The following is a 25,523-nucleotide window of genomic DNA, read 5'->3' on the forward strand; positions in this document are numbered from 1 at the left end:
GATAAACCTTCGCTTCACCAGCTGGCGAACCACAGATCAACCCGCCTTCTCCGTGCGAGTCATGACGCGAGGTCCCTGACCATGGTCGAAAGAGTTCCACCACCCTCAGCCCAGCCACGCTCACGTCTGCGTACCCTCGTGGCGTCCGGCGCAGCAGCCCTTGCTCTCACAGCAGGGGCCGTCGTACCGGGCATGCCCCTCGGGGCCGCGCCCCAGCAGGCCCAGGCCGCCGACAGCGGCAACAAGACACTGACCGTCGCGGTCGCGCAGAGCGTCGACTCCCTGAGTCCGTTCCTCGCCCAGAAGCTGCTGAGCACCAGCGTCTCCCGGCTCATGTACGACTTCCTGACGAACTATGACCCGAAGGACAACCACGCCGTCCCGGGTCTCGCCACGAAGTGGGAGCCGTCGGCCGACAAGCTGACGTGGACGTACACCATTCGAAGTAATTCCAAGTGGTCGGACGGCAAGCAGGCCACCGCCGAGGACGCGGCCTGGACCTTCAACAAGATGATGACGGACGAGGCCGCCGCCCAGGCGAACGGCAGTTTCGTCACCAACTTCAAGAAGGTGACGGCTCCCAGCCCGACGCAGCTGGTCATCGAGCTCAAGGAGCCGCAGGCCACGATGGCCGCGCTCGATGTGCCGATCGTCCCCAAGCACGTCTGGGAGAAGGTCAAGGACTTCTCGAAGTTCAACAACGACAAGGACTTCCCCGTCGTGGGCAACGGGCCCTTCGTGCTGAGCGACTACAAGGTCGACCAGTACGTGAAGCTCAAGGCCAACAAGGACTTCTGGCGCGGCAAGCCCAAGTTCGACGAGCTGGTCTTCAAGACGTACAAGGACCAGGACGCCGCGGTCGCCGCACTCCGCAAGGGCGAGGTCTCCTTCGTCGCCGGCTCCCCCGCGCTGACGCCCGCCCAGGCCAACTCGCTCAAGGGCGACGCGAACATCAAGGTCAACGAGGGTCCGGGGCGCCGCTTCTTCGCGCTGGCGACCAACCCGGGCGCGCAGACCAAGGACGGCAAGAAGTTCGGCAACGGCAACAAGGCGCTGCTCGACCAGAAGGTCCGCCAGGCACTGTTCCTGTCGATCGACCGCAAGACGATCATCGACAAGGTCTTCCAGGGCCACGCAGTCGAGGGCCAGGGGTACATTCCGCCGCGCTTCTCGGAGTACGCCTGGCAGCCGTCGGCGGACCAGAGCCTCGCGTACGACCCCGCCAAGGCCGGAAAGCTCCTGGACCAGGCGGGCTACGCGCTCAAGGACGGCAAGCGCGTCGGCAAGGACGGCAAGGCGCTCGACCTGCGCATCCTGTGCCACGCGACGGACCCGAACGACAAGGCGATCGGCAAGTACCTCAAGGAGTGGTGGGGCAAGCTCGGCGTCGGTCTCAAGGTCGACTGCCTCGACGACGTCTCCGTGCCCTGGTACGCCGGTGAGTACGACCTCGCCTTCGACGGCTGGTCCGTCAACCCGGACCCGGACTTCGTCCTCGGCATCCACACCTGCGCCGCCCTGCCGATCAAGGCCAAGGCGAGCGCTGCCACGGACAACTTCATCTGCGACAAGACGTACGACGAGCTGTACAAGAAGCAGCTCGCCGAGTACGACACCGCCAAGCGGGCGGACCTCGTCGGGCAGATGCAGTCGTGGCTGTACGACTCCGGGTACATGAGCGTCATCGCGTACCCGAACGCGGTCGAGGCCTACCGCACCGACCAGATCAAGTCGATCACGACCATGCCCGAGGCGGCCGGCAACATCTACGGCCAGGACGGGTACTGGAGCTGGTGGTCGGCCGTTCCGGCCGGCAGCGGTGACGGAACCGGTGACAGTGACTCCGGCTCGTCCTCCACGGGCATCGTCATCGGCATCGTCGTCGCCGTGGTGGTCCTCGCCGGTGGCGGGTTCCTCCTCTCCCGGCGCCGTCGCACCACCGCGGACGAGCGCGAGTAGGACCACGGACCGCGGGCAGTTCCCGCGGACGGCATGAGAGCGAACGCCGGCGGGGTCCTGGCATCAGGGCCCCGTCCGGCCGATCCCTCCAAGTGCAGCACGAGTAACGAGAGTTCCTATGACAGCTGACAGCACTCCGGCGCTCGTGAAACAGGCGGATGCGGACACGGACGGCCCGGCTCCCGCCGCGCCCCCGGCCGCCCGCGGCCCACGGGCGCGCAACACCAAGGCCTATCTCACGTACGTGGCCGGCAAGATCTTCGGCGCGGCCGTCTCCCTGTTCGCCGTACTGGTCACCAGCTTCTTCCTCTTCCGGCTGATTCCCAGCGACCCGGTGAAGCAGATGACCGGCGGGCGGCCCGTATCCGCCGAGCAGCTCGAATCGCTGCGTCGCCAACTCGGTCTCGACCAGCCGATGTGGCAGCAGTTCACCAGCTACGTGGGCGACGCGCTCACCGGTGACTTCGGCACCTCGTTCCAGTACCACGCCCCGGTCATCGACAAGATCACCGAGGCGCTCCCGGCGACGCTGCTGCTCACCGGCACGGCGTACGTCCTCTACAGCGCGCTGGGCATCTGGCTCGGCACCCGTACCGCCTGGCGCAACGGATCGAAGAGCGACCGCTTCAACACCGCGCTCGCGCTCACGCTCTACTCCGTGCCCTCGTTCTGGCTCGGCCTGCTCCTGATCATCGTCTTCTCGGTGGGCATCGGCCCGATTCCGGGTATGTTCCCGACCGGCGGGCTGGAGTCGGGCAACGAGTCGGGCTTCGCGTACGTGCTCGACGTCGCGCACCACATGGTGCTCCCCGTGATCACCCTGGTCGCGGTCGGCTACGCGCAGACGCTCCTGGTGATGCGCTCCTCGCTCCTCGACGAGATGGGCAGCGACTATCTGACGACGGCGCGCGCGAAAGGCCTGCGCGACGACACCGTCCGCCGCCGGCACGCCGTCCCCAACGCGATGCTCCCGACCTTCACACTGATGTTCGTCAACCTGGGCCATGTGGTCGCGGGACAGATCCTGGTAGAGACCGTGTTCTCCTGGCCGGGTCTGGGCGGGCTCTTCTACCAGGGGCTGAGCGTCCCCGACCTTCCGCTGGTCCAGGCGCTGTTCTTCCTCTTCGCCACCGCGGTGATCCTGGCGAACACCCTGGCCGATCTGCTGTATCCGCTGCTCGATCCCCGGGTGGGCCGATGACGACCGAATCCATGCCCGCGTCCACACCGGGAGCCGAGGCCCCCGCACCCGAGGAATCCGGGCCCGAGGCGACCAAGAGCGCGGGCGCGCTGGCCCGCGCCCGCAAGCGGCGGTCCGTGGCCCGGTTCTGGCAGGCGTACCGCAGCCACCCCGGTGGCCTGTGGGGCCTTGCCGGGCTCGTCCTGATCGCGCTGATCGCCGTATGCGCACCCGTGCTGACCGGCGCGAACGCGCAGAGCGTCACCGAGGCACCGGGCGGTGCGCTGGAGTCGCCGAGTGCCGAGTTCCCGCTCGGGACCGACCAGTTCGGCCGCAGTGTCCTCGCCCTGGTGGTGTGGGGGGCTCGTGTCTCGCTGACCGTGGGGCTGCTCGCGGCCTTCCTCTGCGTGGCGATCGGCACGGTCGTCGGGATCGTCGCGGGGCACTTCCGCGGCTGGTACTCGACGGTCCTCATGCGGGTCACCGACTGGTTCCTGGTGATGCCGACCCTGGTCCTGGCCATCGCGCTCGCCACCGTGATGGACCGCTCCCTGTGGACGGTCATCATCGCGATCGGCGTCACGACCTGGCCGACGACCGCCCGGCTGGTGCGGGCGCAGACCCTCGCCGTGGAGTCCCGCCCCTACATCGAGCGCGCCCGCGCGCTGGGCGGCGGGCACGGACACATCATGCTGCGGCACGTCCTGCCGAACGTGATGCCACTGGTGCTCGCGCAGACCACGCTGGTCATCTCCAGCGCGATCCTGACGGAGGCCACGCTGGCCTTCCTCGGCCTCGGTGACCCGACCATCACCTCCTGGGGCGGCATGCTCCAGGACGCGCGCGAAGCCGGTGCGGTGAGCGCGGGCGACTGGTGGTACCTGGCACCGCCCGGCATCGCCATCGCCCTGGTGGCCCTGGCGTTCACGCTGTGCGGGCGCGCCATCGAGACCGTCCTCAATCCCAAGCTGGGGGTGGCCCGTTGAGCACGACGAGCATCCGTAAGACGCCTCTTCTCGAGGTACGCGATCTGACGGTGACGTACGCCGGCGGGGCCCGGGCGGTCCGCGGGGTGAACCTGGAGGTCGACGCGGGCAAGAAGCTCGGCATCGCCGGTGAGTCGGGGTGCGGGAAGTCCACGCTGGCGCTCGCGCTGCTGCGGCTGCTGCCCGCGGGCACGAAGGTCACCGGCGAGATCCTGCTGAACGGCGAGGACGTCCTCGCCATGAAGTGGGGTCAGGTCAGGGCCGTGCGCTGGGCGGGCGCCTCCATCGTCTTCCAGGGCGCGATGCACTCGCTGAACGCGGTGCACCGCATCGGGGACCAGATCGCCGAGCCGATCGTCCTGCACAGGAAGACGACGCAGGCCGCGGCACGCAAGCGTGCCGGTGAGCTGCTGGAGCAGGTGGGTCTGCCCGCCGCGCGGGCGGACGCCTATCCGCACGAGCTCTCCGGCGGGCAGCGGCAGCGCGTGATGATCGCGATGGCACTCGCCTGCGATCCGGGCCTGATCATCGCCGACGAGCCGACGACGGCCCTCGACGTGATGATCCAGGCCCAGATCCTGCGGCTGATCGAACAGTTGGTCTCCGAGCAGGACCTCGGACTGATCATGATCAGTCATGACCTCGCGGTGCTCTCGGACACCTGCGACCGGCTCGCGGTGATGTACGCGGGACGGGTCGTGGAACAGGGCCCGGCGTCCGAGGTCTACGAGCGGGCGCACCACCCGTACAGCAAGGCCCTGTCGGGTGCCTTCCCGCGGATCGGGGACCCGGCCTCGCGGTTCGCGCCCCGTGGGCTGCCGGGCGACCCGCCCGACCCGTCGGCGCTGCCGGCCGGCTGCACGTTCCATCCCCGCTGCACGGTGGCGCTGGACTCCTGCACCACGCAGGACCCGCAGCTGCGGGTGGCGGGGCCCGGACGGGAGGCCGCCTGCGTGCTGGTCGGGCCGGACGGGGCCGTGGCCCCGCAGGGTGCCGAGGAAGCAAGGAGCACATCATGACCACCACCACGGACCTGCTCAGTGCGCGGGATCTGCGGGTCTCGTTCCCCGGCAGGCACGGCGCCGACCCGGCCCGTGCCGTGGACGGGGTCGACCTGGACATCAGGCCTGGCGAGATCGTCGCACTGGTCGGCGAGTCGGGATGCGGCAAGACGACGCTGGCCCGGTCGCTGCTCGGCCTGGTCCCGCCGACGGGCGGGCAGGTCACCTTCGACGGGAAGCCGCTCGACTACGGAAGCCGGGCGTTGAAGGCGTACCGCAAGCGGGTCCAGCTGGTGCTGCAGGACCCCAGCGGTTCGCTGAACCCGCGGCACACGGTGTACGACGCGGTGGCCGAGGGCCTGCGGATCCACCGGTACGGCGGCGACGAGCGGGAGGCCGTGACGAACGCACTCTCCCGGGCGGGGCTGCGGCCTCCGGAGCGGTTCTTCCTCCGCTACCCGCACGAGCTGTCGGGCGGTCAGCGCCAGCGGGTCGTGATCGCGGGCGCACTGGTGCTGGAGCCCGAACTCATCGTGGCGGACGAGCCGGTGGCCTCGCTGGACGCGTCGGTGCGCGGCGAGATCCTGGCGCTGCTGCTGCGCCTGCGGGACGAACTGGGCCTGTCCGCGCTGGTGGTCACGCACGACCTCGGTCTCGCGTGGAACATCGCGGACCGGGTGGCGGTGATGTATCTCGGCCGGATCGTGGAAACGGGCGACGTGGAGCAGATCCTCACGTCTCCGCAGCATCCGTACACCCAGGCGCTGCTGTCGGTGCTGCCGGAGGCCGAGGGCGACCCGGTGGTGCTGACCGGTGAGCCGCCGGACCCGTCCAAGGTGCCGTCGGGCTGCCGCTTCCATCTGCGCTGCCAGGTCCTGGCCTCGGGCGAGGCGGAGCGGGCGGGGGTCGCGGACGCCTGCCGCACGAAGGACCTGCCGGTGCTCGCGGGCGGCGGCGAGACGCAGGTGGCGTGCCACTGGGCGAGCGCGGCGGCGGTGGCGCGGACTTAGGGAGTGCGGGCGGGCCTCCGGTTCGGGGCCCGCCCGCTACCGTCGGCCGTGGTGGTGGATCGCGCCGGAGAGTTCACCGAGCGGGCGCCCCGTGCCGCCCCAGCGGTGCTGGATGATCTCCGCGGCGATCGAGACGGCCGTCTCCTCCGGTGTGCGGGCCCCGAGATCCAGCCCGACGGGCGAGGCCAGCCGGGCGAGGTCCGCGTCGCCCACGCCCTCGTCCCGGAGCCGTGCCAGCCGGTCGCGATGGGTGCGCCGGCTGCCCATCACCCCGATGTAGGCCGCCGGCGTGCGCAGCGCGGCGACCAGCAGGGGCACATCGAATTTCGGGTCGTGCGTGAGCACGCACAGGACGGTGCGCTCGTCGACGTCCGTGTCCGACAGATAGGTGTGCGGCCAGGCGCGGACCACCTCGTCGGCGGTCGGGAAGCGCTCGCGGGTCGCGAAGGCCGGGCGGGCGTCGCACACGGTGACCCGGTAGCCGAGGAAGGACCCGATACGGGCGGTGGCCGCCGCGTGGTCGATGGCGCCGAAGACGATCATGCGGGGCGGTGGGGCGTACGTCTGGATGAAGACGGACACGTCCTGCATCCGGCGCTCGCCGTGGATCCCGTACCACTGCCGCCCGGTCGCGCCCTGGGCGAGGAGACCCCGGGCGTCGTCGGTGACGGCCGCGTCGAGGCCCTCGTCCCCCAACGACCCTTCGGCCCGGTCCGCCCGGACCACCCGCCGCGCGCTCGCACGGGCGCCGTCCGGAAGGACCGTGGCCACGGCGACGGGTTCGCCCCGTGCGACGGTCTCCCCCACCTCCCGGAGCCAGGAGCGGTCGGCCGCCGCCGTGTAGGGGGCGACCAGGACATCGATGGTTCCGCCGCAGGTCAGGCCCACGCCGAAGGCCTCGTCGTCGGTGATCCCGTACGACTGGAGCTGTGGGGCACCCGTGACGAGCACCTCGCCCGCCACCTCGTACACCGCTCCCTCGACGCAGCCCCCGGAGACACTGCCCGCCACCGCGCCGTCGGCGGTCACGGCCATCATGGCGCCGGGCGCCCGTGGAGCGCTGCCGCGGACGGAGACGACGGTCGCCAGCGCGAACGGCGTTCCGGCCTCGTCCCAGGCGCGCAGTTCCGACAGCAGCTCACGCACGGTACGAACCTCCTCCGGGCCGGTACACCGGCCTCCGGCACGTCCTCCTGGGGTAAAGCCTGAGCACTCAGACAGTGAGTGCTATGGATTATGCATCGGATCCCGCCGCACGGACGCCATCAGCGCGGCCCGGTCGGGCGGTGTCCGTTCCGCCGTCTCCAGAGAGCGTTCGAGCTTGCCGAGCAGCTCGCCCAGTCGGCGCCGTTCGGCGTCGGAGAGTTCGGCGAGCATCCGTTCCTCGTTGGCGAAGTGTGCGACGGCGACCATGTCGACGACCTCGGCACCCCGCTCGGTGAGGCACGCGTACACGACCCTGCGGTCCTTCGCGTCACGCTCCCTGGTCACCAGACCGGCCTTCTCCAGCCGGTCGAGCCGCAGCGTGATGCCACCCGTGGTGACCAGCGCGATGTCCGCGAGCTGTCCGGCGGTCTGCCGGTACGGTGGCCCTGACCTGCGCAGAGCCGCCAGCACATCGAAGGAGGCCATGTTCAGGTCGAAGCATTCGAAGAGCTCGGACAGCAGCCCCTGGTACCGCAGAAAGCTGCGATGGAGCCGGCCGAGCACCTCCATGGGTGAGGCGTCCAGGGCGGGGAGTTCACGCTTCCACTGCTCAAGGACGAGGTCGACCGCGTCGGGGCGGCCCGGTGCTCTACGAGTCATGTGCGATGGGAGGACGGTGCGGTGCCGCGCCCCCCGCGCCTCCTTCCGGACACACCACGCCCGGCGCAGCGGTGAGGTGTTCACGATACAACCGGCGCCCGTCTCCGGACTCCGGCCCCGGAAACCCCGCATAACATTTAAGCACTTAGTTATTGACCACTAAGACACTTCTTCCTAGGGTCACCGCAACTCCTGTTCGCGGAAGGATCCCCATGTCAATCGTGGCCAACGGCCCCGCCGTGAGCTCCGTCTCGGCCAGACTCGAACGCCTGCCGAGCTCTCGCTGGCACATCAAGGTCCGCACACTGATCGGAACCGTCACCTTCTTCGAGGCGTTCGACCAGCTGCTGACCGCCTCCGCGCTGCCCGTCCTGACCGAACAGTGGAAGCTGAGCACCGGCCAGGGCACGATGATCGTCACCAGCGGTTCCGTCGGCATGCTGCTCGGGGCCCTCGTCGCCGGCTGGCTGGGCGACCGGATCGGCCGGGTGAACACCGTCGCGCTGGGTGTCGCCGTGACCGCGCTGGCCAGCCTCGCCGTCGCGTTCTCCCCCGGCTTCGCGCTCTTCACGCTCTTCCGGTTCGTTCAGGGCCTCGGCATCGGCGGTGTCGTGCCGGTCGCCGCCACGTACATCAACGAGATCGCCCGGGCGGATCACCGGGGCCGGTTCGTGCTGCTCTACGAACTCATCTTCCCGGCCGGCCTCGCCACGGCCACGCTCGTCGCAAGCTGGGTGGTGCCCAGCTTCGGCTGGCGGGTGATGTTCGTGATCGGCGCCCTGCCCGTCCTCCTCGTCGTCGTCCTGCGCCGCCAGGTTCCGGAGTCGCCCCGCTGGCTGCTCTCCCGGGGCCGGGTCACGGAGGCCGAACAGGTCATCACGCGGATCGAGAAGGACGTGGCGAAGTCGACCGGCGCCCCGCTCCCCGAACCGGGCCCGGCGACGGCCGTCGAGACCTCCCGGGGCGGGCTGCGGGATCTCTTCACGGGCCGCTACCTGCGGCGCACGGCCGTGGTGTCCGCGCTGTGGTTCGTCGCGTACTACGTCAACCACGGCATCGCCACCTGGCTGCCTTCGCTCTACACCAAGGAGTTCGGCCTCGATCTGCGCACCGCGCTCAACTACGCGCTGCTGAGCAATGTGACCGGCCTGATCGGCTGTCTGCTGGTCGCGCTCGTCATCGACCGGGTGGGACGCCGGGTGTCCCTGACCGTCGGCCTCGGCGGGGCGGCCGTCGCCCTGTTCTCGCTGGCCGTCTCCGGTGCCTCGTCCGGTGGCCAGGTCGCGATGTGGGCCTCGGTCACCACGCTCTTCGTCTTCGCCACCAACGTGAGTCTCTACCTCTACACGCCCGAGCTCTACCCGACCCGCAGCCGGGCACGCGGAGCGTCGTTCGGCGGGGTGTGGAACCGGCTCGGCGTCATCCTGGGACCGATCGTGGTCGGCGCGATCATCAGCTCCGGCGCCGGTCTCACCATGGTCTTCACCCAGCTGGGCTGTGTGGCGGCGGTCGGCGCGGCGATCGCGCTGTTCGCCGTGGAGACCAAGGGAAAGACGCTGGAGGAACTCAACAGCTGACTCCTGCCGATACGGCTCCGGCCGGGACCGCGTGCCGGCGGTCCCGGCCGGAGCCGTAGGGGCGGGAGAGGCTCTCAGCCCCGGTCGTAGGCGGAGATCAGCTCGCTGCACCGCTTCACATCGGCGGCCATCGCCACGAGCAGGTCGTCGATCGAGTCGAACTTCAGCATGCCGCGTACATACGCGAGGAAGTCCACGGCGACGTGCAGGCCGTACAGGTCGAGGCCCACGCGGTCGATCGCGTACGCCTCCACCGTGCGCTCGGTGCCGTCGAACTGCGGGTTGGTGCCGACCGAGATCGCGGCGGGCATCGCCTCGCCGTCCACCTCCAGCCAGCCCGCGTACACGCCGTCGGCCGGGATCGCGGTGTGCGGCAGGGTCTCCACGTTCGCGGTGGGGAAGCCGAGTTCACGTCCCCGCTGCGCACCGCGGACGACGATGCCCTCGACGCGGTGCGGCCTGCCGAGGATCTCCGCGGCGCCGGCCACGTCCCCCTCGGCGACCAGGCGCCGGGTCAGGGTCGAGGAGAACGGCTCGCCGCCGCCGGCCTCACCGCGCACCCGCAGGTCGATGACCTCGACGCGGTAGTCGTAGGTGTCACCGAGCTCGGTGAGCAACTGCACGTTTCCGGCGGCCTTGTGACCGAACCGGAAGTTGGGGCCCTCGATGACCAGCTGGGCGTGCAGCTTGTCGACGAGCACCTTCACGATGAAGTCGGCCGGAGCGAGCTTCGAGAACTCGGTGGTGAACGGAAGGATCAGCACCGCGTCCACGCCGAGATCGGCCATCAGTTCCGCACGGCGGTGGTGCGGAGCGAGCAGCGGCGGATGGCTGCCGGGGCGGACGACCTCGCTGGGATGCGGGTCGAACGTCACCACGACCGACGGCACCCCCAGCTCGCGGGCCCGCTCGACGGCCCGGCCGATGATCAGCTGGTGTCCGCGGTGCACCCCGTCATAGGAGCCGATGGTGACGACGCTGCGTCCCCAGTCCTGGGGGATGTCCTCCAAGCCACGCCAGCGCTGCACTCTGACCGCTCCTCGCCCGAACCTGTGTACGTGGGTTTGTCTCTTACGCAGGTCTAAGACTGCCATGCTCACGCCCTGCGGCCTGCATCGGCATGGTCATCGGGGATCCCGGGACGCCCTCGAACCCCTCCACCGTGCGCCGCGCGCTCGGGCCGATGACCGCCGCCCACTCCTGCGGGGCGTCGGCCAGCCACTCGACGACCAGGGCGCCGAACCCGGGTACGTCCCGGGCGAGTGCGACCAGCAGCCGGTCGAACAGGCCGGCCCCCTCCGGGGTACGGAGCAGCAGCATCCCGGTGCGGTGGACGAGCGCCCGGGTGCGGACCGGTGGCCGCCCCCCGCAGCCGGTCGCGGCGGCCCGCAGCAGGGCCTGCAGCACGATCGGGTCCCGGTGGCCGCCGCCCTGCTCGAAGTCCAGCAGCACCTCCAGCAGGCTGTCCCGCGACGGCTGGGACGCGGGGCTGCCGGGTGAGGCGAGGACCCCGGCGAGCGCACCCCGGACCGGCGGGGCCGCCGGACGGTCCCGGAGCAGTCCGGTCAGCAGGGGAAGCAGCAGCGCCCGGGCGGCGGGCCCCTGCTCCAGCCTGCGGTCGAGGTACGCGGCGGTGTGCGAGGTGTCCGCGGGGTGGCTGTCGACATAGGCGCGGACGAGCCCCGCGGTGTGCAGCGCCAGCGCGGGGGCATCGATCCCGGCGAGCGCGCGGAGCGCCTCGCCCGCCCCGTCCCCGGGCCGTACGAGCCGCTCCCGGTACGCGGCGAGCACCGGCTCCGGATGGGTGGGCAGCGCGACGGCGAGCGCGGCGGCGGACACCTTCGGCCCGTCCGCGACGAAGGCCCGGAGGGCTTGCGGCAGATAGCGGTCCCGGGTCTGCGGATCGGCCACGAGCAGGGCGAGCACGGAGCCGTGCAGATCGGTGTCGGCAGGGCGGGCCAGCAGGGCGAGCGCGGATCGGCGCAGCAGGGCGCGGTCCCTGTCCTGTGTCAGCTGCGGGGCGACGAGCGCTCCGTACGAAGCCGCGGCGATCCGGCGGGCCCGGCGGTCGTCGTCGCGCGACCACCGTTCGACGGCCCGGCAGAGCGCCGCCGGTTCGTCCTCGGCCAGCGCGGCGAGCAGTTCGTCGGCGCGGGGGTGACCGCAGGAGACGAGCGCGTCGGCAAGGTCGTCCACGGCGAGGTCCCGGCGGGCGTGGAGGAGTGCCTGCGCGGCCGCAGCGACGGTGGGCCGCGGGACGACGCCGGCATCGGCCGCGAGCGGGCGCTCGTCGGTGAACCAGGCGCACAGGAGCGGCTGGAGCGTCCGCGGATGGGCGGCGAGCCGGCGGGCCACGGCGTCCAGGAATCGTTCGCCGTCGCCGTCCGTTTCGGTGCGCGGCGGCCCGTCGGCGGGGACGAGCCGGCGGAACAGATCCATCCGGTCCGCCTCGGGCAGCCGCAGCCGCCGCCAGAACCACGGCCCGAACTCGGCGTACGCACCCCGCGCACCGGAGCCGCCCGCATCGGTGGAGCTGCGGACGATCCGCCCGGCGAGCAGCCGGAGCACCCCGAGGTGCGGCCGGGCGTCGGGGACCCGCAGCAGCGTCTCGGCCAGCAGATGCCCGGCCCACCAGCGAGCGTCGGGGAAGGGCGCGCCCGTGTCGACCACCACGGCCTGGGCGGTCTCCCCCGCCGACAGCCGGTCGAGCGCCTCGATCAGGTCGGCCAGCCGGTGCGCCAGCGCGGCCGGGCCCTGGCGGCGGCCCAGGAGGAGGAGCGCCTGGATCACCGGGCCGATCCGGTGGCGCGGCACGGGCAGTGTGTGCGGCTGCCCCGGCGCGGGCCCCTGAGGTTCGGCCTGCACGCCCGGCCGGCGCGGATGCGGCACCCGCTCCGTGCCCTCCCCCGCAGCCGCGTCCGCATGCCACCGGTGCACCAGGGCGCGCAGCGCCGCGTCCAGGTCCAGATGTGCGCCCTGGACCCAGTCGCCCAGCTCCTCGTGGGCGAACCGGTAGCCCGCTCCCGCCGGGACCAGCAGGCCCTCCGCCAGCACCGCCGACGCCCAGCCCGTGCGCCACGGGAAGACCTCCTCGAACGCGGCCCGGTCCAGCTCCCCCTGCCCCGGCCCCAGGCAGCGCCGGGCCGCCTCGTGGACCTGGCCCGCCACCCGCGCCGCCAGCCGCCGCACCGCCGTGCCGTGCGGTGCGGGACGCCATTGGGCGGCGATCCGGACCGCGATGCGCAGGCACATGAGGTCCAGGTGGGCGCCGAAGACCTCTTCGGTGTCGGGGCGTCCGGGGGCGCCCGCCGGGAGGGCCCCGCGCACCTCGGCGAGCAGCCGCAGCGTGAGCGGATGCCGGTCGTGGCCCACGGCGAGCGCGTCGGGCGGAAGGCCGTACCGCTCTCCGGCCCGTTCGGCCTGACCCACGGTCAGGTCGCCGATGCGGACCGCCGGGGGCAGCCGCCTGGCCGGGCGGGCCGGGCGGTGCAGCGCCTCCGGCGGCCAGAGCGCGCCCGCGGTCTCCCAGTGCTCGGGCCGGCAGGCGACGACCAGGCGCGCCCCGTGCGCGCGCAGCCAGTCGGCCGAGCCCGCCGTCCACCGGGCCAGCCGGTGCGCCAGGACGGGCGGCATCTCCTCGGGGCCGTCCAGCAGGACGAGCAGCGGGCTGCCGGCGTCCGCGGCCAGCCCGGCGACCCGCTCGGCGGTGGCGGCCGCCATGTCTCCCGTGGCTCCGGCGGCGGCGACGATGCGCCCGGCCTGCCGGAGTGTGCGGGCGATCGCGTCGGCCACGGAGGTGTCGTCGGCCAGCAGGTCGGCGCCGCGCAGCCACAGGGTGGGCGCGGGCACCGATCCCCGGGTCCGTCGGGCGGCGAGCGCGGCGAGTTCCGTGGTGCGGCCGGTGCCCGGCGCCCCGACCAGGCCGAGGACCACCGCGGGTTCGTCCCCGTCGCGGCCCACCGCCGCGAAGTCGTTGAACTCCGCGAGGGCGTCGGGCCGTTCCACCGGGTCGGGCCAGGCGCTCGGGCCGCCCGCGGAGCCGACCGACATGGCGGTGAGCTGGAGCGCCCCGGCCACGTTCAGATCGGTTCCGTATCCGGGTACCTCCGTCGCGTTGCGCCGCAGCAGCGCGCCCAGCGGGCCGTCGCGGTCCGGGCCGGCCAGCGGCACCGCGCAGCCGGCGGCGGCGTGCCCGGTGCGCAGGGCGGTGCCCAGGACCGCGATGACAGCGCCGCTGTCCGGGTCGAAGACGGGCCCGCCGACGGCCGCGCCGCGGAGCCGGAGCGCATCGCTGCCGTCCGTACCGAGGGCCAGTTCCAGGGCCCGGCCGATCGTGTGGGTGCGGCCGCCCGCGGTGTACGTCGCCTCGGTCACGCCGAGGACGCGTGCCTCGCGGACACCGTGCGCGGCGATCGTCACATAGGCGCCGGCGCCGATCCGTTCCCGCGGGGCGATCGGCAGCGGCGGCACGCCGAGCGCGTCCGGTCCGCCGGTGGGCAGGAGCGCGAGGTCCAGTTCCGGCAGTGCGGTGACGTCGTGGGCCTCGACACGGCAGTTGCGGCCGTCCGCGCCGTGCAGCAGGAGGTACGGGAGACCGTCGACCGCCTCGTGACTGGTCACCACCGTTCCCCGGCCGTCCGCGACGAAGCCCGTCCCCCGCGGCCGGCCCGCCGGATCGCACAGTCGTACCAGCGTCGCCCGGTCCCCGCATCCCATGATCCGACCGTAGGGCGACGGTGATCGGCACGAAGAGCAATCAGGGTAAAAGCGCCCCGTTTGCACCCCCGATTCACTCCGAGCGCCTGCCCGTTGGGGTGAATCAGGGGCGTTCGCCGGACAGACTCCGGTGGGGGGCGTGGGGCGGGCAAAGGGGCCCTGCCCGCTCCACGGCGGGGCCACACGACGGGGCCACGACGGGCCCCGGCCGTCAGGCGAAGACGGCGAGGCTCTTGGCCTTGCCCTGCTGTTCCTCGACGAGGACCAGGAACGTCCCGTCGGGTCCGAAGACCGCGACCGGACCCGGCGGATACGCGGGCATGTCGAGCCGCACCCCGTTGAGCAGCAGCTTGGCCCGCCTCTCGTCGACGTCCCAGCGGGGGAACGCCGAGTCGGCGGCCTCGGCCACCGGCATCACGACGAGCTCCTCCTGGTGCTGGTCGAGCGTCCGCGCGGCGTCGAGACCGTACGGACCGACGCGGGTACGCCGCAGGGCGGTCAGATGCCCGCCCACGCCGAGCCCGGCCCCGAGGTCGCGGGCGATGGCCCGGATGTACGTACCCGACGAGCAGACGACCGAGACGACCAGGTCGACCACCGGGGTGCCGTCCTCGGCAACGGCCTCACGGACGTCGTAGACGTGGAAGGACGAGATGGTCACCGGACGGGCCGGGATCTCGAACTCCTCGCCGCCCCGCACCCGTGCGTAGGACCGCTTGCCGTCGATCTTGATGGCGCTGACCTTGGACGGCACCTGCATGATGGCGCCGGTCAGGGCGGCGACGCCCGCGTCGATGCCCTCGCGCGTCACACCGGAGGCGTCGGTGGACGAGGTGATCTCGCCCTCCGCGTCGTCCGTGACGGTGTCCTGGCCGAGCCGGATCGTACCGAGGTACTCCTTCTCGGTCAGCGCGAGATGGCCGAGGAGCTTGGTGGCCTTCTCGACGCCGAGCACGAGTACGCCGGTCGCCATCGGGTCCAGCGTGCCGGCGTGGCCGACCCGGCGGGTCCGGGCGATGCCGCGCATCTTGGCGACGACGTCGTGCGAAGTGAAGCCGGACGGCTTGTCGACAATGACAAGGCCGTCCGGCGTTTTGTTCTGCGTCATGCGGAAGGTGAGTCCTCGTCCTCGTCCTCCGGCTTGCGGTACGGGTCCGCGTCGCCCGCGTACGTGGCGCCCGAGGACGCCTCGCGCACCTTGGCGTCGGAGGCCCGTGCGCGGTCGAGGAGGTCCTCGATCGCCTTGGCGTTCTCCGGCAGCGCGTCCGCCACGAAGGAGAGCGTGGGGGTGAACTTCGTCCCCGCCGCCGAGCCGACCGCGGAGCGCAGGATGCCCTTCGCGCTCTCCAGCCCGGCCGCCGCGCTCGCCCGGTCCTCGTCGTCGCCGTAGACCGTGTAGAAGACCGTGGCCTCCCGCAGGTCGCCGGTGACGCGGGTGTCCGTGATGGTCACGTGCGTACCCAGGCGCGGGTCCTTGATTCCACGCTGCAGTTTCTCGGCGACCACCTCCTGGATGAGGTCCGCCAGCTTCTTAGCCCGCGCGTTGTCGGCCACTGGTCCGTCTCCTTCTCGCCTTGCTCAATCGTCTTCGTCGCTGTGCAGCCGCCGCCGTACGGACAGCAGCTCCACCTCCGGCCGGCCGGCGACCAAACGCTCGCACCGGTCGAGTACGTCTGTGAGGTGTCCGGTTTCCCCGGAGACCACGGCGAGGCCGATCTCGGCCCTGCGATGGAGGTCCTGCCCGCCCGTCTCCGCCACGCTCACCGCGTACTTGCGCTGGAGCTCGGCAACGATCGGACGGACTATGGAGCGCTTCTCCTTCAGCGACCGTACGTCGCCGAGCAGCAGATCGAAGGACAGTGTCCCCACATACATGTGTGTCCGGATGTCCCGCCGGTTCGGGTTCGCGCCCCGCCGTTGACTGGCAGGGACACAAGAACCGTACACGGAACGGCCGGGGCCGATCGACGGATATACGTCCCGTCGACCGGCCCCGACTGTTGAGGTACGGGTCAGCCTCGCGGCTTCTCGCGCATCTCGTACGTCGCGATGACGTCGTCGATCTTGATGTCGTTGAAGTTTCCGAGGTTGATACCGCCCTCGAAGCCTTCGCGGATCTCGGTGACGTCGTCCTTGAAGCGGCGCAGACCGGAGATGTTGAGGCTCTCCGCGATGACCTTGCCATCGCGCAGCAGGCGCGCCTTGGTGTTGCGCTTGACCTCGCCGGACCGGACCAGCACACCGGCGATGTTGCCCAGCTTGGACGAGCGGAAGATCTCGCGGATCTCCGCCGTACCGAGCTCGACCTCTTCGTACTCCGGCTTGAGCATGCCCTTGAGGGCCGCTTCGATCTCTTCGATCGCCTGGTAGATGACCGAGTAGTACCGGACGTCCACCCCTTCGCGGTCGGCCATCTGCGCGGCACGCCCTGCGGCGCGCACGTTGAAGCCGATCACGATGGCGTCGGAGCCGGTCGCCAGGTCGATGTCCGACTCGGTGACCGCACCCACACCGCGGTGCAGGACCCGGATGTCGACCTCTTCACCGACGTCGAGCTGGAGCAGCGAGGACTCGAGAGCCTCCACCGAACCGGACGCGTCGCCCTTGATGATGAGGTTGAGCTCCTGGACCAGACCGGCCTTGAGCGCCTCGTCCAGGTTCTCCAGGGAGAACCGGACACCCTTGCGGGCGAAGTTGGCGTTGCGCTCACGAGCGGCACGCTTCTCGGCGATCTGACGGGCCGTACGGTCCTCGTCGACGACGAGGAAGTTGTCGCCGGCACCCGGGACGTTGGTGAGACCCAGCACGAGGACGGGGGTCGAGGGACCCGCTTCCTCGACGTTCTCGCCCTTGTCGTCGAGCATCGCGCGGACTCGGCCGTACGCGTCGCCGACCACCATCGTGTCGCCGACCCGCAGGGTGCCTCGCTGGACCAGGACGGTCGCAACGGCACCGCGGCCGCGGTCGAGGTGGGACTCGATCGCAATACCCTGAGCGTCCTGCTCCGGGTTGGCCCGCAGGTCGAGCGAGGCGTCGGCGGTGAGGACGACGGCCTCCAGAAGAGCCTCGATGTTGAGGCCCTGCTTGGCGGAGATGTCGACGAACATCGTGTCGCCGCCGTACTCCTCGGCCACCAGACCGAACTCGGTGAGCTGACCGCGCACCTTCGTCGGGTCCGCACCCTCGACGTCGATCTTGTTGACCGCGACCACGATCGGCACGTCGGCCGCCTTGGCGTGGTTCAGCGCCTCGATCGTCTGGGGCATCACACCGTCGTTCGCCGCCACCACGAGGATCGCGATGTCGGTGGACTTCGCACCACGTGCACGCATGGCGGTGAACGCCTCGTGACCCGGGGTGTCGATGAAGGTGATACGGCGGTCCTCGCCGTTGACCTCGGCGCCGACCTGGTACGCACCGATGTGCTGCGTGATGCCGCCGGCCTCGCCCGCGATGACGTTCGTCTTGCGGATCGCGTCCAGCAGTCGGGTCTTACCGTGGTCGACGTGACCCATGACGGTCACGACCGGCGGACGGGAGACCAGGGCCTCTTCGCCGCCCTCGTCCTCGCCGAACTCGATGTCGAAGGACTCGAGCAGCTCGCGGTCCTCCTCCTCGGGGCTGACGATCTCGAGGACGAAGTTCATCTCGTCCGCGAGGAGCTTCAGCGTCTCGTCGGAGACGGACTGCGTGGCAGTGACCATCTCGCCGAGGTTCATCATCACGCCGACGAGCGACGCCGGGTTGGCGTTGATCTTCTCGGCGAAATCGGTGAGGGAGGCACCGCGCGACAGCCGGACGGCCTGTCCGTTGCCGCGAGGCAGCATGACGCCGCCCACCGACGGGGCCTGCATGGCCTCGTACTCCTGGCGCCTCTGCCGCTTCGACTTGCGACCACGACGCGCGGGACCGCCGGGGCGGCCGAAGGCGCCCTGTGTGCCACCACGGCCACCGGGGCCGCCGGGACGTCCACCGAAGCCGGGACGACCGCCGAAGCCGCCGCCACCACCGGGACGGCCTGCGCCGCCACCGCCACCGCCGCCACCGGGACGACCGGCGAAACCGCCGCCACCGCCACCGGGACCGGCCGGACGGCCTGCGAAGCCGCCGCCGCCACCGGGACGGCCTGCGCCGCCACCGCCGCCGGGACGACCGCCGCCGCCACCGGGACCACGGCCACCGCCGGGGCCACCACCGGGACGCGGGCCGGCAGCGGGACGCTGCGGCATCATGCCCGGGTTGGGACGGTTACCGCCGGCGCCGGGGGCGCCGCCGGGACGAGGAGCCTGCGGGCGCGGCATGCCGCCCGGGCTCGGACGTGCTCCACCCTGGCCCTGCGGGCGCGGGGCGCCGCCGGGGCCGCCCTGCGGACGCGGGGCGCCGGGGCGCTCCGAGCCGCCACCGGGGCGCGGGGCGCCGCCGGGACGGGGCGACTGCGGACGGGCCATGCCCGTCGAGCCACCGGAGGTGAAGGGGTTGTTGCCCGGACGGGGACCCGCCGGACGGGCGCCGCCGGGGCGCGGGGCGCCCTGGCCTGCGGGGCGTGCGGGGCGCTCGGCGCCACGCTCTCCACCGCGGCCGCCGTCACGCTGGCCACCGTCGCGGCCGCCGTCGCGCTGACCGCCGGCCGGAGCCGGACGGGAAGCGGCGGGACGGGGACCCGGGGTGGCACCCGCGGGACGCGGGGCCTGCTGCTGCGGTGCTGCCGGCTGGGCCGGAGCCGGAGCCGAGAACTCGGCTGCGGGCACCGGGGTGACCGGGGCGGCCTTCGGCGCGGGCTTGGGACCCGGACGCGGGCCCGCCGACGGCGCGGAAGGCGCAGCGGGGGTGGTGCTCGCCGGGGCTTCGGCAGCGGCCGGCTTGGGAGCCGGTGCGCCGGGCTTCGGGGCACCGGGACGTGCCGCAGCGGCCGGGGAGGGCGCTGCGGGCTTCACAGGGGCGGCCTTACGGGGCGCGCCAGGCTTTGCAGCGGACTTGCCGGCGTTGCCACCGGGCCCCTGCAGTGCGTCAGTCAACTTGCGTACAACCGGCGCCTCGATCGTCGAGGACGCCGAACGTACGAATTCACCGAGTTCTTGGAGCTTGGCCATGACGACCTTGCTCTCAACCCCGAACTCCTTGGCGAGTTCGTATACCCGGACCTTAGCCACTTCGCTCCTTTTAGGTCCGGGTTACCGCCGGACCGTCGCTACTTCATGGGCGTACTCATCGCGTACTCATCGAGTGCTCATCGCAATCTCGACCTACTTCCAACTCGCGAGGTACCTGACCGCACGGGGACCCGTGCCGTTCAATTTCTTACGGTGTCACCCGCTCGACGAACCGCTGCACCGCAGCGGGGTCGAACGGCCCCTTGGCCTTGAAGGCCCGGGGGAAGGCCCGGCGGCGAACCGCCAGGTCCAGACAGACGGAGACGGGGTGTACATAGGCACCCCGGCCGGGCAGCGTACCGCGAGGATCAGGGAGGCATGCATCCCCGTCCACCACGATGCGCAGCAGCTCGCTCTTGGCCGCTCGCTCCCGGCATCCCACACAGGTTCGCTCGGGGCAAGCGCGGGCGTGCGTCCGGCCAGACACGTTTGAGTCTACCTCCCCGTACCGACCTCACCCCTTTGGGGCAAAAATCGAACGGATGTTGTCGTGATCTCAGCGGCGTGGCGCCGGGATCTATTCCTTGTCGTCCCGTCGGGCCCGGTCCGGACGGGGGTCCGGACGGGCCTTCGGGACCGTCGTCGGGTCAGCGCCGCTCGGAGCGCTCCCGGGCCCGCTCGGCCCGCTCACGGTCCGCGACGTCGCGCTCGGCGTCGGTCTCGGTGTCCGGGCGGATGTCGATGCGCCAGCCCGTCAGACGGGCGGCGAGACGGGCGTTCTGCCCTTCCTTGCCGATCGCCAGCGACAGCTGGTAGTCGGGCACGGTGACCCGGGCGGAACGCGCGCCGAGGTCAACGACCTCGACCTCACTCACCCGTGCGGGCGACAGCGCGTTGGCGACCATCTCGGCCGGGTCGTCCGACCAGTCCACGATGTCGATCTTCTCGCCGTGCAGCTCGGCCATGACATTGCGCACACGTCCGCCCATCGGGCCGATGCAGGCGCCCTTGGCGTTCAGGCCCGAGCGGGTGGAGCGGACTGCGATCTTGGAACGGTGGCCGGCCTCGCGGGCGATCGCGCAGATCTCGACGGAACCGTCGGCGATCTCCGGAACCTCCAGCGCGAAGAGCTTCTTCACGAGGTTGGGGTGGGTCCGCGACAGCGTCACGGACGGACCGCGGACGCCCTTGGCGACGCGGACGACGTAGGTGCGCAGCCGCAGGCCGTGGGTGTACTCCTCGCCCGGCACCTGCTCCTGCACCGGCAGGATGGCTTCCAGCTTGCCGATGTCGACCAGGACGTTCTTCGGGTCCTTGCCCTGCTGGACGACGCCGGTCACGACATCGCCCTCGTGGCCCGCGTACTCGCCGAACGTCCGGTCGTCCTCGGCGTCGCGCAGACGCTGGAGGATGACCTGCTTGGCGGTGGTCGCGGCGATCCGGCCGAAGCCCGACGGGGTGTCGTCGAACTCCTTGGGTTCCTGGCCCTCCTCGAGGTCGGCCGGGTCCTCCTTGGCCCACACGGTCACGTGGCCGCGCTCGTCCAGCTCCACACGCGCCCGGCGGTGGCTGCCGTCCGTACGGTGGTACGCGATGAGGAGGGCCGACTCGATCGCCTCGACGAGCACGTCGAACGGGATCTCCTTGTCCTGCGCCAAGCCCTTCAGAAGCTTCACATCGATGTCCACGGCTACGCCTCCTCTTCCTTCTTGTCCTTGCGGTTGAATTCCAGCTCCACGCGCGCCCGGGCGATCTCGTCGAAGGCGATCCGGCGGGACGTGGGCTTGCGGCCCTTGACGCCCGGCACCTCGAGATCGAGGCCCTCTTCGTCGACCGCGAGGATGCGGGCCACCAGCTCGCCGCCCTCGTTGAGCGTCAGCCGGGCCAGGCGGCCCGTGGCACGTACGTAGTGGCGGTGCTCCGTCAGCGGGCGGTCGGCACCGGGAGAGCTGACCTCCAGGACGTACTCGTCCTCGCCCATCGCGTCGGTCTCGTCGAGCCTGGCGGAGATCGCGCGGCTCAGATCCGCGCAGGCGTCGAGCTCCACGCCCTCCTCGGAGTCCACGATGATCCGCAGCACCCGGCGGCGGCCGGCCCGGGACACTTCGATCTCTTCCAGATCCAGCTGCTCGGCGCTGACGAGCGGTTCGACCAGCCCGCGCAGCCTCTCGCTCTGGGTGGTGCTCATCCGGGTGACTCCTCGGCCGCGTGTGCTGTTGTGGGGATCGTCGCGTGTCTGGTCAAAGGGTATCCGGTCCCAAGGGGTGTTGCTGTCCGCCGGCCCCCCAGGCGCGGGTACGCTCGCCAACGCGTGATCACTTCCGGACAGATCCAGTCAAGACAGGTCCAGGCCCGAAGGAGAACAAGTGCGGCGCACGGGGACGACGCGCAGGGGCGCGCTGACCGCGACGGGAGCGATCGCCATGGGGGCGGTGCTGGCCGGCTGTGGCAGCGGCGGGGACGACGAGAGCGCCGGACGCAAGGGGTCCGCACGGGCCGGCGCACGGACCGCGGCCGACCGCTCGTCGGCCGACCGGGCGGAGACCTCGCTGCGGGCGCAGGCCCGCGGCGTGAGCACCTCGCTGTTCGCCCAGTACGAGACCGTCGTCCGCAGCCATCCGGCGACCGCGGCCGGGCTGACCCCGCTGCGGGACGCCGTCCGCGCCCACATCACGGCCCTGGGCCCCGGCGACGCGCTCGGCCTCGTCCGGACCCGGCCCGGCACCGGTGACGCCCGGGCGGCGGTCCGGGAGCTGGCCGCCGCGGAACGCCGTGCCGCGGCCTCGCACACCCAGGCCCTGATGAAGGCTCCGCCGGAGCTGGCCCGGCTGCTCGCGTCGGTCGCGGCGGCGGCCTCGGCCCACGCCTACCTGCTGACCGAACTGGCCAAGGAGACGAAGGCATGAGCGAGGACGGGACGCTGGAGGCCGCGCAGGCGGCGCTGGCCGCCGAACACGCGGCCGTGTACGGGTACGGAGTGGCCGGCGGCCGGGTCGCCGCGGCCCGCCGCGCCGAGGCCACCGCCGCGCACCACGCCCACCGCGCCCGGCGCGACGCGCTGGTGCGCACCGTGCGCGACCTGGGCGGTGACCCGGTGGCCGCGGGCCCCGCGTACGCTCTGCCGTTCGCGGTACCGGACGCCGCAGCGGCGGTGCGCCTGGCCGCCGTGCTGGAGGACCGGGTCGCGGATGTCTACTCCGACCTCGTACGGGCCTCCGAGGGGCCGTTGCGCCGCTCGGCGGCGGACGCCCTGCGGGAGGCCGCGGTGCGCGCGGTCCGCTGGCGCGGCAGCGGCGTACCCTTTCCCGGGCTCGCCGAGCGGGCCGCGGACGGGTCCCGTACCGACGGGACCGGTGCGCAGGACGAGACGACCGGGGCCCGCGCGAAGGCCGGGTCCGACGCGCAGGCCGGAACCGGCACGACGCACTGAAGCAGCCTCTGAAAGGGAACACGGCACGTATGGGTTTTGAACCGCCGCAGCGTCTGGTGCGAGCGCTCGGCGAGTCGTACGGGGATACGGCCGCCGGGGACTGGCTCGCGGAGCTACCCGGGCTGACCGAACAGGCACTGGCCTCGACCGGGCGGGAGTTGACCGTCGAACGGGTCGCCGCCCCGGGCGGGCGCAGCAGCCTGGTCCTGCTCGTACGGGACACCGACGGCACCCCGGCAGCGCTGAAGCTCGCCCCCGCCGGCGCGGCACCCGCGCTCGAACGGGCGGCGCTGGCGCACTGGAAGGGCTGGGGCGCGGTCCAGCTGATCGCCGCCACCGACGAGGCCGCGGAGGCGGAGACCGCGGGCGGTTCGCTGCTGCTGGAACGGCTGCATCCCGAGGTGTCGCTGCGCTCGCTTCCGGAGGCGAAGGCGCTCCTGGAGGCGGCCGGAACGGTGCGGCGGCTCTGGATCGAACCGCCCCCCGAGCACTCTTTCGAGACGGTCACCGGGCGGACGGGGCTCCGCATCGAGGCCATGCGGGCGTCGGCGACGGACGATCCCGCCCTGGAGCCCCTGGTCTCGGCGGCCCTGGCAGCACGCGAGGAACTGGTCGCCCACTCCCCCGAGACCTTGTTGCTGCACGGCAACTTCCGGCAGAGCAAGGTGCTCTCGGGCGAACGCGCGCCCTGGCTGACGGTCGGCCCCGAGCCGGTGGTCGGCGAGCGCGCCTACGATCTGGCACGGCTGGTGCGGGACCGGGTCGAGGACCTGATCGCCTCTCCCGGCGGTGCGATGACCGCCCGGCGCAGGATCAAGAAGCTCGCGGACGCCCTGGATGTCGACCGGGAGCGGCTGCACGGCTGGACGCTGTTCCGCGCGGTGGAGTCAGGCACCCGTGCGCTGGCGGCCGGGCGCCGCCAGGAGGGCGAAGTGACGCTGGAGTTCGCGGGCTGGTTGTAGAAGCCCGCATGGCGAAGGGCCCCGGCACGGATCTCCGTGCCGGGGCCCTTCGCCATGTCGCGGAGCGGTCAGCCCTGCTCGGTGAGGCGGGCGATGGCCTCGTCGACCGTGAGCTCCTCGCGCTCGCCGGTGCGGCGGTCCTTCAGCTCCAGGACGCCCTCGGCCGAGCGGCGGCCGGCGACCAGGATCTTCGGGACGCCGATGAGCTCGGAGTCGGTGAACTTGACGCCGGGCGAGATGCCCGGGCGGTCGTCGACCAGGACGCGCAGGCCGGCGGCGTTCAGCTTCTCGGAGACGTCGAGGGCGAGCTCCGTCTGGAGCGCCTTGCCCGCGGCGACGACGTGCACGTCGGCCGGGGCGATCTCCCGGGGCCAGCACAGCCCCTTGTCGTCGGCGGTCTGCTCGGCGAGTGCGGCCACCGCGCGGGAGACGCCGATGCCGTACGAGCCCATCGTGACGCGGACGGGCTTGCCCTGCTGGCCGAGCACGTCGAGGGAGAAGATGTCGGCGTACTTGCGGCCGAGCTGGAAGATGTGGCCGATCTCGATGGCGCGGTCCACCTGGAGGCCGGTGCCGCAGTTGGGGCAGGGGTCGCCCGCCTCGACGACGACGACGTCGAGGTAGTCGTCGACCTCGAAGTCACGGCCGGCGACGACGTTCTTCGCGTGCTTGCCCTCCTTGTTGGCACCCGTGATCCAGGCGGTGCCGGCGGCGACGCGCGGGTCGGCGATGTAGCGGACCTTCTCCAGACCCTGCGGTCCGACGTAGCCGCGGACCAGGTCGGGGCGGCCCACGAAGTCCTCGGCGGTGACGAGCTCGACGACCGCCGGGGTGAGGTGCTCGCCGAGCTTGCCGAGGTCGACCTCGCGGTCACCGGGCACGCCCACGGCGACGATCTCGCCGTCGACCTTGACCAGGAGGTTCTTCAGGGTGGCGGAGGCCGGGACGCCGAGGTGTGCGGCGAGGGTCTCGATGGTCGGGGTGTCGGGGGTGTCCAGCTCCTCGACGGGGCCGGTCGCCGAGCCGTCGGCCGGGGTGGCGTTGAACGTCACGGCCTCGGTGTTGGCGGCGTAGTCGCAGTTCGGACAGTCGACGAAGGTGTCCTCACCGGCGGGCGCGGGGGCGAGGAACTCCTCGGAGGCGGAGCCGCCCATGGCGCCGGAGACCGCGGAGACGATGCGGTGGTCGAGGCCGAGCCGCTCGAAGATCCGGATGTAGGCGCCGCGGTGCAGCTGGTACGCCTCGGCGAGGCCCTCGTCGGTGGTGTCGAAGGAGTACGAGTCCTTCATCTGGAACTCGCGGCCGCGCAGCACGCCGGCGCGGGGGCGGGCCTCGTCGCGGTACTTGGTCTGGATCTGGTACAGGATCACGGGCAGGTCCTTGTAGGACGAGCACATGTCCTTGACGACCTGGGTGAAGACCTCTTCGTGCGTCGGGCCGAGGAGGTAGTCGGCGCCCTTGCGGTCCTGGAGCCGGAACAGCAGGTCGCCGTACTCGTCGTACCGGCCGCTCGCCTCGTACGCCTCCTTGGGCAGGAGCGCGGGGAGCAGTACCTCCTGGCCGCCGATGGCGTCCATCTCCTCGCGGACGACGCGGGTGATGTTCTCCAGGACCTTCTTGCCGAGCGGCAGCCAGGACCAGATGCCGGCCGCCGTGCGGCGTACGTATCCGGCGCGGACGAGGAGCTTGTGGTTGAGCGTCTCGGCGTCCGCCGGGTCGTCGCGCAGTGTCTTGATCATCAATCGGGACATGCGCTGGACCTGGGCCATGATGAACTCCTGCTCGGAAGGGTGATGTGCAGGAGGT

The 25,523-nt window shown here is 71.8% G+C and carries 21 protein-coding genes; 9 read left to right on the forward strand and 12 right to left on the reverse strand.

Annotated elements, in window-relative coordinates; all coding sequences use genetic code 11:
• Positions 1-81: 81 nt before the first annotated feature.
• The 5 genes from OG959_RS08150 (at position 82) to OG959_RS08170 (ending at position 6,136) form a co-directional block, all read left to right on the forward strand.
• Complete coding sequence (locus tag OG959_RS08150; RefSeq protein ID WP_326657535.1) at positions 82-1,959, forward strand: ABC transporter substrate-binding protein; 1,878 nt, start codon at positions 82-84, stop codon at positions 1,957-1,959.
• Positions 1,960-2,077: 118 nt separating this feature from the next.
• On the forward strand, positions 2,078-3,160 hold the full coding sequence (locus OG959_RS08155) for an ABC transporter permease (protein WP_326657537.1): 1,083 nt from the start codon (positions 2,078-2,080) through the stop codon (positions 3,158-3,160).
• A complete protein-coding gene (locus tag OG959_RS08160) occupies positions 3,157-4,125 on the forward strand; it encodes an ABC transporter permease (protein ID WP_326657538.1) in 969 nt (322 codons plus the stop codon). The genes OG959_RS08155 and OG959_RS08160 overlap by 4 nt, the downstream gene beginning before the upstream one ends.
• Positions 4,122-5,144 carry an ABC transporter ATP-binding protein gene (locus OG959_RS08165; protein WP_326657539.1) on the forward strand — a complete coding sequence of 341 codons (1,023 nt, stop codon included), beginning with the start codon at positions 4,122-4,124 and terminating at the stop codon, positions 5,142-5,144. The genes OG959_RS08160 and OG959_RS08165 overlap by 4 nt, the downstream gene beginning before the upstream one ends.
• The gene (locus OG959_RS08170; protein ID WP_326657540.1) at positions 5,141-6,136 is read left to right on the forward strand and encodes an ABC transporter ATP-binding protein; all 996 of its coding nucleotides are present in this window, start codon (positions 5,141-5,143) and stop codon (positions 6,134-6,136) included. Before OG959_RS08165 ends, OG959_RS08170 begins: the two co-directional genes overlap by 4 nt.
• A 36-nt stretch (positions 6,137-6,172) precedes the next feature.
• On the opposite strand, the gene OG959_RS08175 is transcribed toward OG959_RS08170, so the two are convergent.
• A complete protein-coding gene (locus OG959_RS08175) occupies positions 6,173-7,282 on the reverse strand; it encodes an XdhC family protein (protein ID WP_326657541.1) in 1,110 nt (369 codons plus the stop codon).
• 81 nt (positions 7,283-7,363) lie between these two features.
• On the reverse strand, positions 7,364-7,942 hold the full coding sequence (locus tag OG959_RS08180) for a MarR family winged helix-turn-helix transcriptional regulator (RefSeq protein ID WP_326657542.1): 579 nt from the start codon (positions 7,940-7,942) through the stop codon (positions 7,364-7,366).
• Positions 7,943-8,154: 212 nt separating this feature from the next.
• Between OG959_RS08180 and OG959_RS08185 the strand changes: the two genes are divergently transcribed.
• Complete coding sequence (locus tag OG959_RS08185) at positions 8,155-9,519, forward strand: MFS transporter (protein WP_326657543.1); 1,365 nt, start codon at positions 8,155-8,157, stop codon at positions 9,517-9,519.
• Between the two features lie 74 nt (positions 9,520-9,593).
• Here OG959_RS08185 and OG959_RS08190 read toward each other — a convergent pair whose 3' ends face one another.
• From OG959_RS08190 to rimP, 9 genes are all read right to left on the reverse strand, one after another.
• Positions 9,594-10,547 carry a bifunctional riboflavin kinase/FAD synthetase gene (locus OG959_RS08190; RefSeq protein ID WP_326657544.1) on the reverse strand — a complete coding sequence of 318 codons (954 nt, stop codon included), beginning with the start codon at positions 10,545-10,547 and terminating at the stop codon, positions 9,594-9,596.
• A 43-nt stretch (positions 10,548-10,590) separates the two neighbouring features.
• Positions 10,591-14,235, reverse strand: coding sequence for a serine protease (locus OG959_RS08195; RefSeq protein ID WP_326657545.1), 3,645 nt, complete (start codon positions 14,233-14,235; stop codon positions 10,591-10,593).
• A gap of 211 nt (positions 14,236-14,446) precedes the next feature.
• Complete coding sequence (truB, locus tag OG959_RS08200; RefSeq protein ID WP_326657546.1) at positions 14,447-15,343, reverse strand: tRNA pseudouridine(55) synthase TruB; 897 nt, start codon at positions 15,341-15,343, stop codon at positions 14,447-14,449.
• Complete coding sequence (rbfA, locus tag OG959_RS08205) at positions 15,340-15,789, reverse strand: 30S ribosome-binding factor RbfA (protein ID WP_326657547.1); 450 nt, start codon at positions 15,787-15,789, stop codon at positions 15,340-15,342. Before rbfA ends, truB begins: the two co-directional genes overlap by 4 nt.
• A gap of 24 nt (positions 15,790-15,813) precedes the next feature.
• Positions 15,814-16,110, reverse strand: coding sequence for a DUF503 domain-containing protein (locus OG959_RS08210; RefSeq protein WP_136329549.1), 297 nt, complete (start codon positions 16,108-16,110; stop codon positions 15,814-15,816).
• Positions 16,111-16,247: 137 nt separating this feature from the next.
• Positions 16,248-19,385 (reverse strand): translation initiation factor IF-2, encoded by a 3,138-nt coding sequence (gene infB, locus OG959_RS08215; RefSeq protein WP_326657549.1) that lies wholly within the window; start codon positions 19,383-19,385, stop codon positions 16,248-16,250.
• Between the two features lie 148 nt (positions 19,386-19,533).
• Positions 19,534-19,812, reverse strand: coding sequence for a YlxR family protein (locus OG959_RS08220; protein WP_326657550.1), 279 nt, complete (start codon positions 19,810-19,812; stop codon positions 19,534-19,536).
• 160 nt (positions 19,813-19,972) lie between these two features.
• On the reverse strand, positions 19,973-21,013 hold the full coding sequence (gene nusA, locus OG959_RS08225; protein WP_219571906.1) for a transcription termination factor NusA: 1,041 nt from the start codon (positions 21,011-21,013) through the stop codon (positions 19,973-19,975).
• 2 nt (positions 21,014-21,015) lie between these two features.
• Positions 21,016-21,513, reverse strand: a complete 498-nt coding sequence (gene rimP / locus OG959_RS08230) for a ribosome maturation factor RimP (RefSeq protein ID WP_326657551.1) — start codon at positions 21,511-21,513, stop codon at positions 21,016-21,018.
• A gap of 178 nt (positions 21,514-21,691) precedes the next feature.
• Between rimP and OG959_RS08235 the strand changes: the two genes are divergently transcribed.
• The 3 genes from OG959_RS08235 to OG959_RS08245 are packed head-to-tail and all read left to right on the forward strand — an operon-like array spanning position 21,692 to position 23,717.
• Positions 21,692-22,231, forward strand: coding sequence for a hypothetical protein (locus OG959_RS08235; protein ID WP_326657552.1), 540 nt, complete (start codon positions 21,692-21,694; stop codon positions 22,229-22,231).
• Positions 22,228-22,755 (forward strand): DUF4439 domain-containing protein, encoded by a 528-nt coding sequence (locus OG959_RS08240; RefSeq protein ID WP_326657553.1) that lies wholly within the window; start codon positions 22,228-22,230, stop codon positions 22,753-22,755. The genes OG959_RS08235 and OG959_RS08240 overlap by 4 nt, the downstream gene beginning before the upstream one ends.
• Positions 22,756-22,784: 29 nt before the next feature.
• Positions 22,785-23,717 carry an aminoglycoside phosphotransferase family protein gene (locus tag OG959_RS08245; protein WP_326657554.1) on the forward strand — a complete coding sequence of 311 codons (933 nt, stop codon included), beginning with the start codon at positions 22,785-22,787 and terminating at the stop codon, positions 23,715-23,717.
• A 68-nt stretch (positions 23,718-23,785) separates the two neighbouring features.
• Here the strand turns inward: OG959_RS08245 and OG959_RS08250 are convergent, their stop codons facing one another.
• On the reverse strand, positions 23,786-25,486 hold the full coding sequence (locus OG959_RS08250) for a proline--tRNA ligase (RefSeq protein ID WP_326657555.1): 1,701 nt from the start codon (positions 25,484-25,486) through the stop codon (positions 23,786-23,788).
• Positions 25,487-25,523 lie beyond the last annotated feature (37 nt).

It is taken from the genome of Streptomyces sp. NBC_00385, assembly GCF_035917155.1.
Taxonomy (GTDB): Bacteria; Actinomycetota; Actinomycetes; order Streptomycetales; family Streptomycetaceae; genus Streptomyces; species Streptomyces poriferorum.